Origin of the sequence: Paenibacillus assamensis DSM 18201, from assembly GCF_000422445.1 — a bacterium.
GTDB classification, from domain to species: Bacteria; Bacillota; Bacilli; order Paenibacillales; family Paenibacillaceae; genus Paenibacillus_B; species Paenibacillus_B assamensis.
In genome coordinates, this window is record NZ_KE383837.1 from 294,738 (window position 1) to 307,749 (window position 13,012).

Sequence of the window (13,012 nt, forward strand, 5' to 3'; positions counted from 1 at the left end):
CAATGAAATCTATTATTTCTTTGTTTATGACCAAGTTAAAACGGTTGACCCCCAAGTCAAACCACCACCGAAGCCAACGAGTACAACTGTATCGCCGCGCTTTAAACGACCTTGCTCAACAGCTTCTGCTAACGCAAGTGGAATAGAGGCCGCAGACGTATTTGCATAGTTCGGAAGATTAACGACACATTTCTCTTCTGGCAGCTTAAGGCGTTCAATTGCAGATTGAATAATACGCATATTCGCTTGATGAGGAATGAACAAGTCAATATCTTCCTTCGTCTTGCCTGCCTTAGCCAATGCTTGCTCTGCAGCGCTGCCCATAATACGAACGGCAAACTTGAACACTTCTCGACCATTCATATAAATGAAAGGACGCTTCTCTTCCGCAGAATCTACTGCTGTTAGACAGCGTGCACCGCCACCTTCTATTTTAAGCAAGTCCGCACCTGTTCCATCCGCGCCTAGCTCGAACGACTGAATGCCATACCCTTCTTCTACAGGCCCCAAGACTGCAGCCCCTGCTCCATCACCAAACAAAATACAAGTGTTGCGATCCGTATAGTCCGTTATACGAGAAAGTGTTTCTGCACCAATTACCAATACATATTTGTACATGCCCGTAGCAATATAATTAGACGCAGTAGCTAATCCGTAAATAAATCCTGCACATGCTGCGGATAAGTCAAATGCAGCTGCATGTTTAGCTCCAAGCCGCTCTTGTACGATACATGCCGTTGATGGGAAAGGCATATCCGGCGTTACTGTCGTTACTACGATTAAATCTAGCTGCTCCGCCGTAATTCCCGCTGCGGCGAGCGCTTGAACAGAAGCCTCATATGCCAAATCAGAAGTCATCTGATCAGCAGCAGCGATACGTCGCTCTTTCATCCCTGTGCGTGTTACAATCCACTCGTCAGTCGTATCTACCATTTTTTCCAAATCTGCATTGGAAAGAATACGTTCAGGTACATATTTACCCGTTCCAATAATACCAACCGGACGCAAATTCATAACTCTCACACTCACTTCCCGCTAGGTTGACGAACAATTTCAGCGGAGATTGTCTCCGTTAGATTATGCTGTAATGCTGTACGCGCTTGTCTAATTGCGTTAAATACCGCACGCCCATCAGAGGAGCCGTGGGCTTTGATAACGAGCCCATTCAATCCAAGTAATGGAGCACCGCCATGTTCCTTGTAATCCATCGTTTGCTTGAGGCGTTTCAATCCTGGCATGACTAATGCTGCTCCCAGCTTCGTAAGCCAAGAACGTGTAAATTCCTGCTTCAAGACATTAAATAAAGAACCAGCCGTACCTTCTAAAGTCTTCAACATTACGTTACCAGCGAACCCATCGCATACGAGAACATCACATGCGCCTTCCAGCACATCTCGTGATTCTACATTCCCGATAAAATGAATAGGCGCTTGTTCTAACAAAGGGAAAACCGCTTTCGTTAATTCATTTCCCTTTTGCGCCTCGCTGCCAACGTTCAACAATCCTACGCGTGGCTTCTTAATGCTGTGTACTTTTTCTCTATATATGCTGCCCATTATTGCGTATTGTACGAGATGCTCAGGCTTGGCATCCATATTGGCCCCAAGGTCAAGCGCCAACATTCCTTTGCCATCCATCGTTGGTATCATAGGTGCAAGAGCTGGACGCTCCACCCCTTCCATCCTTCCGACTACCAATAGCCCTGTTGTCATTAAAGCGCCCGTATTGCCCGCTGATATCATGCAGTCCGCTTCACCTTCACGCACCATTCGTCCTGCCATGACCATCGAAGCACCCTTCTTGCGACGCACTGCGCGCACAGGCTCATCGTCAGCTTCAATACGTTCTTCTGTATGAACAACACGGATATTGGAAGGCTGGTTGGATAAATGCGGCTTAATAGCTTGTTCATCTCCAACAAGAATGATTTCTAGTTCACTCCAATTTTTTGCCGCTTCCAACGCACCTTCTACGATACTGGCTGGTGCACGATCTCCTCCCATTGCATCAATGGCGATTCTCATCTTCATGTCCTCCTTCGCTGACTGTCCCCTCTGATGTAGAACGGAAAATAATAAAGTGTCCATGGACAACCAAATCATCTCCGACATAACTAAACACTTCAACTTTGGCTTTGTTCCGCTCACCTGATACGGAGCGCACATATGCTTTTGCCACTACTTTCTCACCAAGATGCACTTGCCGAACAAAGCGTATGTCGGCTGTTGCAGTCAAAGCGACTTCTTCGTTGATAACGGCGATGGCTAATGAGTTCGCCTGCGCGAACAAATGATGTCCACGTGCAACATGATTTCGAGAAAATACATGTTCTTGCTTGATCTCGAAAATAGAAATACCGCTGCGATCAAGCTGCAAATCAATAACTTCCCCGATAACCTCGTCAATTGGTAGTGACCGAACCTGATCATACGTTTGTTCCGCCATCACTTTCAATCTTTCTCTAAGTTCTGGTATGCCTAATTCCATTCGATCAAGCCGTATCGTCTGAATGCTGACTCGCAGCTTGCGTGTTAGCTCCTGATCTGTAACGAATGGGTTCTCTTCTATAATACCGGCCAATTGCCGTTGTCTCTCGCGCTTAGGTAGCTTTTCGATGTGTTACACCACCTTTAACCACTATGAGTAACATGCTGCTTATCCGTTCTGGTTAACCTGCTCTATTCCATCCAATCATAAGCGGAATGATCGCATTCACTTATGAGGTTTAGGCTCGTATTAGAACCAGGTACTAATTGTAGTATATATAATATTTTCACTTCTGAAAAGCACAAGTTCTCATTTGGATGAAAATGGAACCGATGACGCATAAAAAAAGTAGCATTCCACCAAATGATGAAATGCTACATTTCCCGTATTTAGAGACTTCATTCACGAATGTAAACATCAGTCGCTAGTTATACGATTATTGTTTGATGATCTCTCTTGTTTTGTATGTTCCGCACACTTTACATACATGGTGGCCCAATTTCAACTCACCACATTGATCACACTTAACCATGCCCGGTACGGACAGTTTGAAGTGCGTACGGCGCTTATCACGACGTGTTTTAGAAGTTCTTCTCTGAGGTACTGCCATGTTTACACCTCCTTACCCAAATTACATCTTGCAAAACTCGGTTGTTAGTTCTTTAGTTCTTAAAGAAATCTTTCAACCCTGCTAGTCTCGGATCAATTCGTTCATTGGAACATCCACAGTCCTTATCATTGCGATTCGTACCACAAGTTGGGCAAAGCCCCTCGCAGTCTTCACGGCATAAGGTTGTAAATGGCAAATGAACAAACACCGCTTCCTCCACATATGGAATCAGATTAACGCGTTCATCCGTCACGTATATGACATCATCTTCGTCATCTGCTGGAAGATCAGTAGTAGAGTCCGTCAGCTTAAAATGCTCATGAAACGGAATGACAACTGTCTCAGTGTGAGGCGTTAAGCAACGTGAACAGTTAACGTCCAACGTTGTTGTCAATTTCCCTGTAACGCCAACTAGGTCGTCGTCTTCCGCAGCCGCTGTTAAGTCGACGTTAACGGGTGCAATACGGCGAATATCGCTACGGTTGAACATAGGATCTTCTATCTCAAACGTTTCTCGTATGTGCGCCTGTTGACCATTGATCGCGTCCCGTAAAGAAAATTTCATGTTATCACCCCAAACAAACAAAATTAATTATAGCGATTTTTCTCATGCTTTGTCAACCAATTATGTTTGACAGTTTACGAGATTGCGTATGGTGACTTCCTTCGTCTCCCTGCCGGCAGCTATCTAGTCGATTGCACCGTTCCTCTCGTTGTGAGCGACTAGGACATCGATGCTTGTCCATGATATGATTATGCCATCACTTGCTTAGGAACGATAATGAGAAAATTATACATCCTTATCGGAAGGAAAGGAATATTAAAAATATGCAAACGGTTGGTCTCATCGTTGAATACAATCCGATGCACAATGGACATTTGTATCATCTCCAACAATCGAAACAAATAGCCGATGCCGATGCAGTTGTTGCTGTTATGAGCGGCCACTTCCTTCAGCGTGGCGAGCCTGCTCTGTTAGATAAATGGGCGCGAGCCGATATGGCGCTCGCGAACGGGGTTGACCTTGTGCTGGAGCTGCCGACCGCTTATGCGGTTCAGCCAGCAGAATGGTTCGCCCACGGAGCAGTGGCGACGCTTGCCGCCACTGGTGTCGTGGACGCCTTTTGCTTCGGCAGCGAGCTGGGCGAGCTAGAGCCGCTTGCTCGTGCCGCGCAGCGACTGACGCGGGAAGATTCCGCGTTCGCTGCAAGGCTGCGCTCTGCATTGAAGCAGGGCGTCAGCTACCCTGCTGCATATGCACAGGCGGCAGCAGCAGAGACGGCTGCCGCAGGCGGCGATGCTGCTGCCGACGCAAGTTGGCTGGCTGAGCCGAACAATTCGCTCGGCCTCCATTATATGATGGCTTCAGAGCGGCTCACGTCCGCGATGAAGCCTTACACGATTCGACGAGTCTCAGCAGGTTATCACGACACAATCGCCCATTCAGACACGATTGCAAGCGCCACAGCGGTAAGACGCCTCATTCATCACGAGTCTGCGCAGTCAGCTGAGCCATATTTGCCATCTGTATCACAGAATATAATCAACCAATGGGCAGCAGCAGGCAAGCAATTTGGCCATTGGGAGTCATATGCCGTGGCTTTGTTCTATCGTCTATCTACTGCTTCTCCAGAAGCGCTGCATAGCATACTCGAAGTTACAGAAGGCTTGGAACATCGACTGTTACACACACTACCACAACTAACAGAATGGCGTGTTCAACCGTTGCTTGAAGCATTAAAGACCAAACGCTATACACTTACGAAGCTCCAGCGCATGCTTACACACATTTTGCTCGACCATACGAAAGACGACTTTGGTCCTGAAGCATTGCAGCGAGGCCCACATTACATTCGTGTCCTCGGATTCAGTGAAAAAGGGCAGATACTGCTGAAAAAAATGAAAAAGTCAGCTTCCTTACCTATTGTACAAACCGTAACGAGAGAGAATAGCATGCTCGGAGGAACTGCTGGCCTAGCCGCGGATATTCGTGCAACCGCTGTCTATGCAGCTGGCATTTCCCGTGTACACGGACGAACTGCTTATCGCGACTTTTACGAGCCGCCAAGACAATCCCGTCCGAGCAATTAACCACCTGACTGAACGGAGTCGGAAATAGTAACAATTAAGACCGTTCTAACTGCAACATCCATCTATTAAGCGTATCAGTCACATCAGGCTTTCCTTTCATCTTTACAATCAAAAAACAAGCATCTAGTTGCCCACATCGTATGGGGACTGACCCCATGGGACTCAGATGCTTGTTTTTGATTTTGATTTAGAAAAGATCACGATTTATTTAGGCATATCCGGCTTAACAGCCTTCACTTCCAACTGCTCAATCGCTGTTAATGCATCTTGCAGCGTACGTACAGACACTAGCTTCATCTTCGTGTCCATCGTATCTACTTTTGCCTTAGCTTCCTCATAGTTTCCTTCTGGCACAAGGAATAAACTGGCTCCTTCTTGATGGGCAGCCACCACTTTATGCTGTACACCGCCTATCATACCTACCTTGCCCTCTGGTGTAATTTCACCAGTACCGGCAATCAGATGGCCGCGTGATAGATCTCCCGGCGTCAAGCGGTTAATTAACTCCAAGGTGAACATAAGGCCTGCTGAAGGCCCACCGATATCACTTTCATGGAACGTAATCTTATCCTTTGGATTACGAGGTACAATGTCTACTTTTTCACCAAACGTCGTGCCAAATCCAACTACTGTATTTTCCGCTTGCTTATATGGCTTATAGCGTACCAACTTAGCTTTAACATCTTGCTTCTTGCCTTCGCGTTCAATTTGAACCGTAAGCGTCTGACCTTCCTTATACTTCGCAATAATCGTTTTTACCTCTTTGACGGTATTGACCTTCTGCCCTTCTATACTCAACAGGCGATCTTGCGTCTTAAATTCATTACTCGATACATTAGGCAAATTGTAGATCACATACAGACCTGTATTGACCTTGTCGTACGGAACGTTTGCCGCATGATATGCAGCTAATATCGCATTGCTCTGAGAACCGCTCATGCTAAATACAAGCTCGGTTTCATACTCTGCCTCTGAACGACCTTGCAGCGCATCCTGCTTCTTCCCGAATTGGGCATCTGAATTGAAGGAGTGCCAGACAATGAGTCCCATATTGGCATACGTTCTGCGAACGGTAGTCAGCATGAATGCACCTTGCTCTGTATCATCTCCACCCTTTACGTCAACGAGCGGCTTAATCGATTCTGCACTTCCCGGTGTATAAATCACATAAGGGGTTGGCATATACACTAAAAAATACACCAGTGCTACTATAGCGATTAGCCATCGCCAGGAAAAATGCCACCCACCATAGCGCTGTTGCTTCGCAAACTGCTCATCATTCTCATTCATTAGACTCACCTTCCTTCTGTATGGTCTAAAGCCCGTCCATTTCACGTACATATGAAAATATATGCAGCTGCGTACAGACTTACGTCTTGCCTTTAATCTTTAACAAAGAGGTGAATTCAATGCGGTCCGTCCGTTTACTCCGCTCTTCTCCTTTTCAACACCCGTTGTACACGCTCTTTGTCGGAGCCTCGGTCGTACTGCTTGTCGTTAGTATCATGCTGTACCCAACAGCAGCTTTTCAAGCCTCACTGCAAGGACTGCAAGTCTGGTGGACCATTATATTTCCAGCCCTGCTTCCATTTCTCGTCTTGTCTCATCTACTGTCAGCATTAGGCTGGGTTCATGCGTTAGGTGTTGTGCTCGAACCCATTATGCGGCTGTTGATTCGTGTTCCCGGGGTCGGAGGATGGGCATGGGCTCTAGGATGGACAGCAGGATATCCAGCTGGAGCTGAAGTCATTGCCAACCTGCGTCAACAACAGAGTGTTAGCCGCAGGGAAGGCGAGCGACTGCTCGCTCTTGCACATGTGAGTAATCCTGTCTTCCTCGTCGCTGTCGTAGGTGTAGGCTTTATGAAACAGGCCGATGTTGGACTATTACTTGCTTGCATACATTGGATAACGGCATTGCTAACAGCTGTCTTCCTTCGCATCGTTGATGGACGAAACAAAGTTTACACCATAACTAGTTTCAAATGTGTATCTCGTTCAACAACAGTAGAAGCGGATCAACATTCTACATCTGAACGTACGGCTGCTCCATCACCTAAACAATCTTTTCCACAACGAATCTTTAATAGTATGGAACAAGCCCGCCAAATGGATGGCAGGCCCATTGGCAGGCTGCTTGGCGAAGCAGTCTCATCAGCTGTCCAGACATTAATGATGATTGGCGGCTATATGATGATGTTCTCAGTCCTTATTCAAGTCGCCCGTCTTGCTCTCCCATCTACACTGGGCAATTTGCTTATGAATGGGCTGCTAGAAGTCAACCTTGGAGCATTCACGATTAGCTCAACTTCTTTTAGCTCCCCAGAGTTCCAAGCCGCCCTTGTCAGCGCTGTATTAGCATGGAGTGGTATTAGCTCACACCTGCAAGTCCACAGCTTAATCAAGCAAACGGACTTGCGTTACTGGCGCTTCTTTGCCGCTAGACTGCTTCACGCGCTGCTCGCATTCATCTGTACGTATGTATGCTGGAAACCGCTGCTTGCACTGTTTCGAAGCACAGCTGCCGTTGCTCCCGTATGGGCAGATGCTGCATCTGTTCTACCATCTGGAATCGGTATCACAGCTCACAGTCATCAATCATCCGTGACTCTATTTCAATCCTTCTTTGAAGGAAATATCGAATCTCTTTGGATCATGATTTGGAACAGTATAAACGGAATGATCGGAGCAGAACAATATCTTTCATTCCTTTATGTATGGCTTCAGCCATTTGTACTGCTGCTCTTTGCAGGTGCGGGCTTGCTCATACTGACCGCACTCAGCTGCTGGATATATATAACGGTACCAAAGAAACAATAACATTCGGGTAATTTGCGTCAATTCAATATTATAAAATTAGTTCATGTCACTGTATTTGCGACGAAGAGCTTGTTCCACGTCTGGTGTTACGAACTCCCCTACCGCACCGCCAAATCGCGCAATCTCTTTGACCATGCTGGAGCTCAAATACGAATATTTAGGATTGGTCATCATAAATATCGTTTCGATGCGGTCATTCAGCTTCTGGTTCGTACTCGCCAATTGCATTTCATATTCAAAATCGGTAACTGTACGAATACCGCGCACAATAACGTGCGCTTCTTTTTTATCCATATAATTAACGAGCAAATCTCGGAATCCATCGACCTCTACATTTGGAATGTCAGCGGTTGCTGTTCGCAGAAGTTCTTTTTTCTCTTCTACTGTAAAAAGTGGATTTTTGCTCAAATTGTTGAGTACGGCAACGATTACTTTATCAAATTGCTTCGCCGAACGGCGAATGATATCAATATGTCCTAATGTGACAGGATCAAAGCTGCCTGGATAAACAGCTATTCGTTGTTTGCATTCGTTCGTCATGATGGTAACTCCTCTCCTCAATCCTCTAGCTCATCCTGTTTCTTTGTATATAAAGATAAAGCAATTTCACCATACTTTGCATTTCTGAAGCAGGCCATGGCTCCAATGTGTTCAGGATACGTGTAGTTGGAATCATGCTCGATCACAACAATGGCTTGCTCACTCAACATCTCTTGCTCCAACATCGTTGTCAGCAGCATATCTGCATCTGTCATGCGATAAGGAGGATCCATAAATACGAGATCAAACTTCATATCCCGCTTCGCCAGCGCTTTAAGGGCACGTTTCGCATCATTGCGGAAAATTTCTGCTTTCTCAGCTACTCGTGCAACGTTCACATTATGTTTGATCGTCTCGATCGCTTTCGGATCCATATCAATAAATACAGCGTGGTCTACACCCCGACTAAGTGCCTCAATTCCAAGCCCACCCGTACCTGCAAACAAGTCAAGCGCTGTACCGCCATCAAAATAGGGCCCTATCATACTAAATAATGCTTCTTTTACTTTATCCGTCGTCGGGCGTGTGTTCATGCCCGGCACCGCTTTCAACGAACGACCTCTTGCCGTCCCTGAAATGACTCTCATCTTATCACCTTGCCTGTACGTTTATCATGTATTATCACTTCGTTGCATCGCGAAATAGGAGTTTATCCTCCAGTATTCGACGTTAATCGTAACATATTCAATGATAGAGTGAAAGAAGTGCCGCCGGTTCAACATTCCCCTTTCATACAACAAAGTACCTTCTCCTGAGGAAAAGGTACTTTGATAAACTTCAGCATTCACTTCATATATAACCACTTGAATCAGCTCTTGAATAAATGGGTTCTAATCAATTCCTTCACATGTTCCAACATATTTGCTCTCGTGGTATCATCTACAGTTGGCACGGATTCAAAATAACGATGTTCAAGCACCTGAATGCCTACAAAGTCAAATATTCCTTCATCAATCGTCTTTTGCAAAGCTTCGAACATGCCTACTTGGCGGTAATGTGCTTCACTATTGCCCATCGTCGTAATCAACAGTGCCTTCTTGCCTGTTAACAGCTTCTGCAGCCCACTGTCATTCATCGCATATGCAAATCCATAAGCAAACACACGATCAATATATCCTTTTAACAGCGCAGGAAGACCTGCCCACCATAATGGATAAATTACAATTAACATGTCTGCCCATTGCACCAACTCCTGTTCCGCCAGTACATCCCCTCGTGCCGTTCCTTCTTTTGAATTCGCCAAATCCTCAACTGTCATGACTGGATCAAACTGCAAGCTATATAGATCACGGATCTGAATTTCATGTCCGAGAGATTGCAATTCAGATACTGCTTCATCCAAAACACCGTGATTGAAGCTGTCAGAATTGGGGTGTGCGCTAATGACTAACACATTTGTCATGTGTGCGACCTCCTTCTTAGTCAGTTCCCTACGTATTAAGATGCTTCGATGAAGGATGATCCATTCCTATTGTGTTTTATATTTTTTTCCTTAATCCAGTCCACATATCAATTTTAGACGTAATCTTTCTAGTTCTATTACCTTATTCAAGTCCTGCTCTATAGTTTGAGAAGTAAAATTAGGGTTATAAAAAATAAATCGGGGCCCTCTTTCGAGAGCCCCTTTTCATGGGAGAGGAGAAACCGGACGAAGAGCTTATGGGGAAACGTAAGTCTTCTCCGCGGTTGTCTACGACATTCGATGATGTCGATAATTTAAGGATTGCCGATTCGCTCAAAATTATACGTACAAGTGCAAATTGATTTTATATTCATGTAGCAGTAAGTAAAAAATTTTCGTTCTTCCCATTCTCACACAACAAAAGTTTTGTAAGCTTGCTGAAGCCAGATCACCACGCAAATCAACGAATATATTACCGCAGAAGGACGAAATAATTACCCCTACATTCTATTGCATAACCATAAAAATAAGACTAGACTTTACAGGAACAAACTTCCATTCATTTGATCAGACAAGCATTTGTGAAGACATGTGCTAGCCATCCTCCACAAATCTTACTAAGGTCAGTGTTAAAAGCGGAATACGTTCTGTTAGGGTCTCACAAAAGATAAATAGAGAGAGGGACGCAATATGAAGACTACAAAATGGACAGCCGCAAGTATCGTAATCGTGCTACTCCTCACCTTAATGCCGCTAACAGCTGCATCTGCCGCCAACGGAGTGCCAGGAACACCAACCCTAACGCATGACAACTGGGATGGTGATGGAAACTATTCAATTACGATGAACATGTATTGGGGACATAACGGAACAGCATTGGAATGGTACGAAAATGATGTTCTAATCGACACACAAGCATTGATAGACAACAGTCCCAACCTTCAGACAGCGACGAAAATCTTCAGTGGCAAGGCAAATGGCTCATATAAGTATACCGCCAAGCTTATTAACAACTTTGGACATGCATCCAGCCAACCTATTACGGTAACTGTCACGAACAGCAGTACGACACCTGCTCCTGTCGGAAATGGTACAGGGCTGACAGGATACTATTACAACAATATTGATTTTTCAAACTTTAAGTTAAAGCGCTTTGATTCTACCCTTCATTTCGATTGGGGCGCAAATTCCCCTAGTCCATTAATCGATGTTGATACGTTCTCGGTTCGCTGGACAGGAGAAGTTCAAGCCCAATTTAGCGAAACGTATACGTTTACGACTGCATCGAACGACGGCGTGCGCTTATGGGTTAATAATCAATTGCTTATCGATCAGTGGAATGATCACGATACGACAGAACATAGTGGTACGATAGCACTCAGCGCAGGTCAAAAATACGCGATCAAGCTGGAATATTATGAGCGTTCCGCTAATGCAGTAGCTAAATTGTATTGGAGCAGCCCATCTACCCCAAAGAGCATCATCCCACATACACAGTTGTATCCTGCCCCTACACCCGATATAGAAGTTACGAACTTTAGCGATAATCAAACTATCGACTATCCACTGCCTTTAATCCGAGGATTACTTGCTGATACAAATGCAACTTCCATCGCGGTAACGAATACATCTTCCAATAGAAACACGAAAGTGATGCAAGGTCAGGTCCATCAAGGTCAATTTAAAGTATTTGCAGATCTAGTCCCTGGTGAAAACAGCTTACTCATCCAGCACGGTACACAACAGACTACTTTGAAATTGACTTATGTGCCGCAATCCAACAACGCAGTTGTCCGCATCTTCTGGTATGTCCCAAGCGACGGAAATACTCATTACCAAACCCATATCCCCAACGACCCACAGAACTATGCAGCAAAGCTCAGTACCTTTATGAAAGTAATACAATCCTTTACTGCAGAGTCTATGAACAATAATGGATATGGTCGCAAAACGTTTAATATGGAGCTGGACAATACCACTGGGAAAGTAAATGTTCATGTGCTAAAGAGCAATCACCCAATCTCCTACTATCACAACAAGACTTACAAGGGAGACGACTTATATTATGAAGTTGCAGGTCTCATTCCTCAACAATATCCGCAGGCAGGCACGAAAAATCTTGCCTTTGTCGGTTTTACTAAGTATGACGCGGCTTCTAACTACATGTATGCCAACGTTGCGCTAGGCGGAGGAGATTACAGCGTAAGTGGCGGCTCATGCGCATGGTTGTTCCCGAACGATGAGACCGAGGTGCAGAGCAAATTTTCTAATTTCAGCATACTCGACCCTGCTTTCAGTGGAGGGGAACCTACTACTATACAGAAAGCAATGTCGGTCTGTTACGGAGTCGGACTGCATGAACTTGGACATGCCTTCGAATTGCCGCACGAAGGTGGACCGAACTCCATTATGCAGCGCGGATTCGATTGGCTGCATCGGTTCTTTGTGTTGAAGGATGGGAACGGTTACGTCTTTAATGACAACGAACTCCCAGAATGGGACCCTGTCAGTGCAGTTACATTAAACAACAGTCCTTTTTTTAAAGCACGCCAGCAGCCTAGAGGCATAGCTGCAGGCGGAACGGTTACGGTCAGCAATCCGAACAGCCCAGCAGGTGAAGGAAAAGAAAACGCCTTTGATCATAATGAAGCTTCGAAGTGGTTGGTAGTTGACAGCACAGCGTCTATTCACTACCAATTCCAAGGGACAAACGCACATGCAGTACAATCGTATGCGGTCACGTCTGCCAATGATGTGCCTGAAAGAGATCCTCGTAATTGGACCCTTTCCGGTTCGAACGACGGAACTACATGGACGGCCCTTGATACGAGATCAAATGAATCATTCACTAGTCGACATCAAACAAAGACGTATAACATCAACAATACAACCGCCTATCGATACTACAAATTTTCGCTAGTTAACAGCAGCGGCGGAATACTTCAGCTTGCGGAAATTCGTTTATATGAATAAGTGTAATAAGCTACTCGTTACGCTGATGCTAACACCTAAAATGTAATGCTCCATAGCAACACACATATGATTGGTCATACGATCTAGAGG

The 13,012-nt window shown here is 45.3% G+C and carries 13 protein-coding genes; 4 read left to right on the plus strand and 9 right to left on the minus strand.

Features of this window, described 5'->3' with window-relative positions; genetic code table 11:
• Positions 1-24: 24 nt before the first annotated feature.
• The 5 genes from H580_RS0115660 to H580_RS0115680 all read right to left on the minus strand — a co-directional run bounded on the left by H580_RS0115660 (position 25) and on the right by H580_RS0115680 (position 3,662).
• Positions 25-1,014: a beta-ketoacyl-ACP synthase III gene (locus tag H580_RS0115660; protein ID WP_028595620.1), complete on the minus strand. Its 990-nt coding sequence runs from the start codon at positions 1,012-1,014 to the stop codon at positions 25-27.
• An 11-nt stretch (positions 1,015-1,025) separates the two neighbouring features.
• Complete coding sequence (gene plsX, locus H580_RS0115665) at positions 1,026-2,024, minus strand: phosphate acyltransferase PlsX (RefSeq protein WP_028595621.1); 999 nt, start codon at positions 2,022-2,024, stop codon at positions 1,026-1,028.
• Positions 2,008-2,616 carry a transcription factor FapR gene (fapR, locus tag H580_RS0115670; protein WP_028595622.1) on the minus strand — a complete coding sequence of 203 codons (609 nt, stop codon included), beginning with the start codon at positions 2,614-2,616 and terminating at the stop codon, positions 2,008-2,010. The genes plsX and fapR overlap by 17 nt, the downstream gene beginning before the upstream one ends.
• Positions 2,617-2,923: 307 nt before the next feature.
• Positions 2,924-3,097: a 50S ribosomal protein L32 gene (gene rpmF, locus H580_RS0115675; protein ID WP_028595623.1), complete on the minus strand. Its 174-nt coding sequence runs from the start codon at positions 3,095-3,097 to the stop codon at positions 2,924-2,926.
• 52 nt (positions 3,098-3,149) lie between these two features.
• Complete coding sequence (locus H580_RS0115680) at positions 3,150-3,662, minus strand: YceD family protein (protein WP_028595624.1); 513 nt, start codon at positions 3,660-3,662, stop codon at positions 3,150-3,152.
• Positions 3,663-3,925: 263 nt separating this feature from the next.
• On the opposite strand from H580_RS0115680, the gene H580_RS0115685 reads away from it, so the two are divergent.
• Positions 3,926-5,188, plus strand: a complete 1,263-nt coding sequence (locus H580_RS0115685; RefSeq protein ID WP_028595625.1) for a nucleotidyltransferase — start codon at positions 3,926-3,928, stop codon at positions 5,186-5,188.
• Positions 5,189-5,392: 204 nt separating this feature from the next.
• Here H580_RS0115685 and H580_RS0115690 read toward each other — a convergent pair whose 3' ends face one another.
• Positions 5,393-6,478, minus strand: a complete 1,086-nt coding sequence (locus tag H580_RS0115690) for a YlbL family protein (protein ID WP_028595626.1) — start codon at positions 6,476-6,478, stop codon at positions 5,393-5,395.
• Positions 6,479-6,597: 119 nt separating this feature from the next.
• On the opposite strand from H580_RS0115690, the gene H580_RS24470 reads away from it, so the two are divergent.
• Complete coding sequence (locus H580_RS24470) at positions 6,598-8,007, plus strand: nucleoside recognition domain-containing protein (RefSeq protein ID WP_051217490.1); 1,410 nt, start codon at positions 6,598-6,600, stop codon at positions 8,005-8,007.
• Positions 8,008-8,043: 36 nt separating this feature from the next.
• Here the strand turns inward: H580_RS24470 and coaD are convergent, their stop codons facing one another.
• From coaD to H580_RS0115710, 3 genes are all read right to left on the minus strand, one after another.
• Positions 8,044-8,547 carry a pantetheine-phosphate adenylyltransferase gene (coaD, locus tag H580_RS0115700; RefSeq protein WP_028595627.1) on the minus strand — a complete coding sequence of 168 codons (504 nt, stop codon included), beginning with the start codon at positions 8,545-8,547 and terminating at the stop codon, positions 8,044-8,046.
• 17 nt (positions 8,548-8,564) lie between these two features.
• On the minus strand, positions 8,565-9,134 hold the full coding sequence (rsmD, locus tag H580_RS0115705; protein WP_028595628.1) for a 16S rRNA (guanine(966)-N(2))-methyltransferase RsmD: 570 nt from the start codon (positions 9,132-9,134) through the stop codon (positions 8,565-8,567).
• A 221-nt stretch (positions 9,135-9,355) separates the two neighbouring features.
• Positions 9,356-9,949, minus strand: coding sequence for an NAD(P)H-dependent oxidoreductase (locus H580_RS0115710; protein WP_028595629.1), 594 nt, complete (start codon positions 9,947-9,949; stop codon positions 9,356-9,358).
• 227 nt (positions 9,950-10,176) lie between these two features.
• Here H580_RS0115710 and H580_RS26830 point away from each other — a divergent pair, with 227 nt between their 5' ends.
• On the plus strand, positions 10,177-10,311 hold the full coding sequence (locus H580_RS26830; RefSeq protein WP_281167981.1) for a hypothetical protein: 135 nt from the start codon (positions 10,177-10,179) through the stop codon (positions 10,309-10,311).
• 328 nt (positions 10,312-10,639) lie between these two features.
• Complete coding sequence (locus H580_RS0115715) at positions 10,640-12,922, plus strand: PA14 domain-containing protein (RefSeq protein WP_028595630.1); 2,283 nt, start codon at positions 10,640-10,642, stop codon at positions 12,920-12,922.
• The last annotated feature ends 90 nt before the right edge of the window (positions 12,923-13,012 follow it).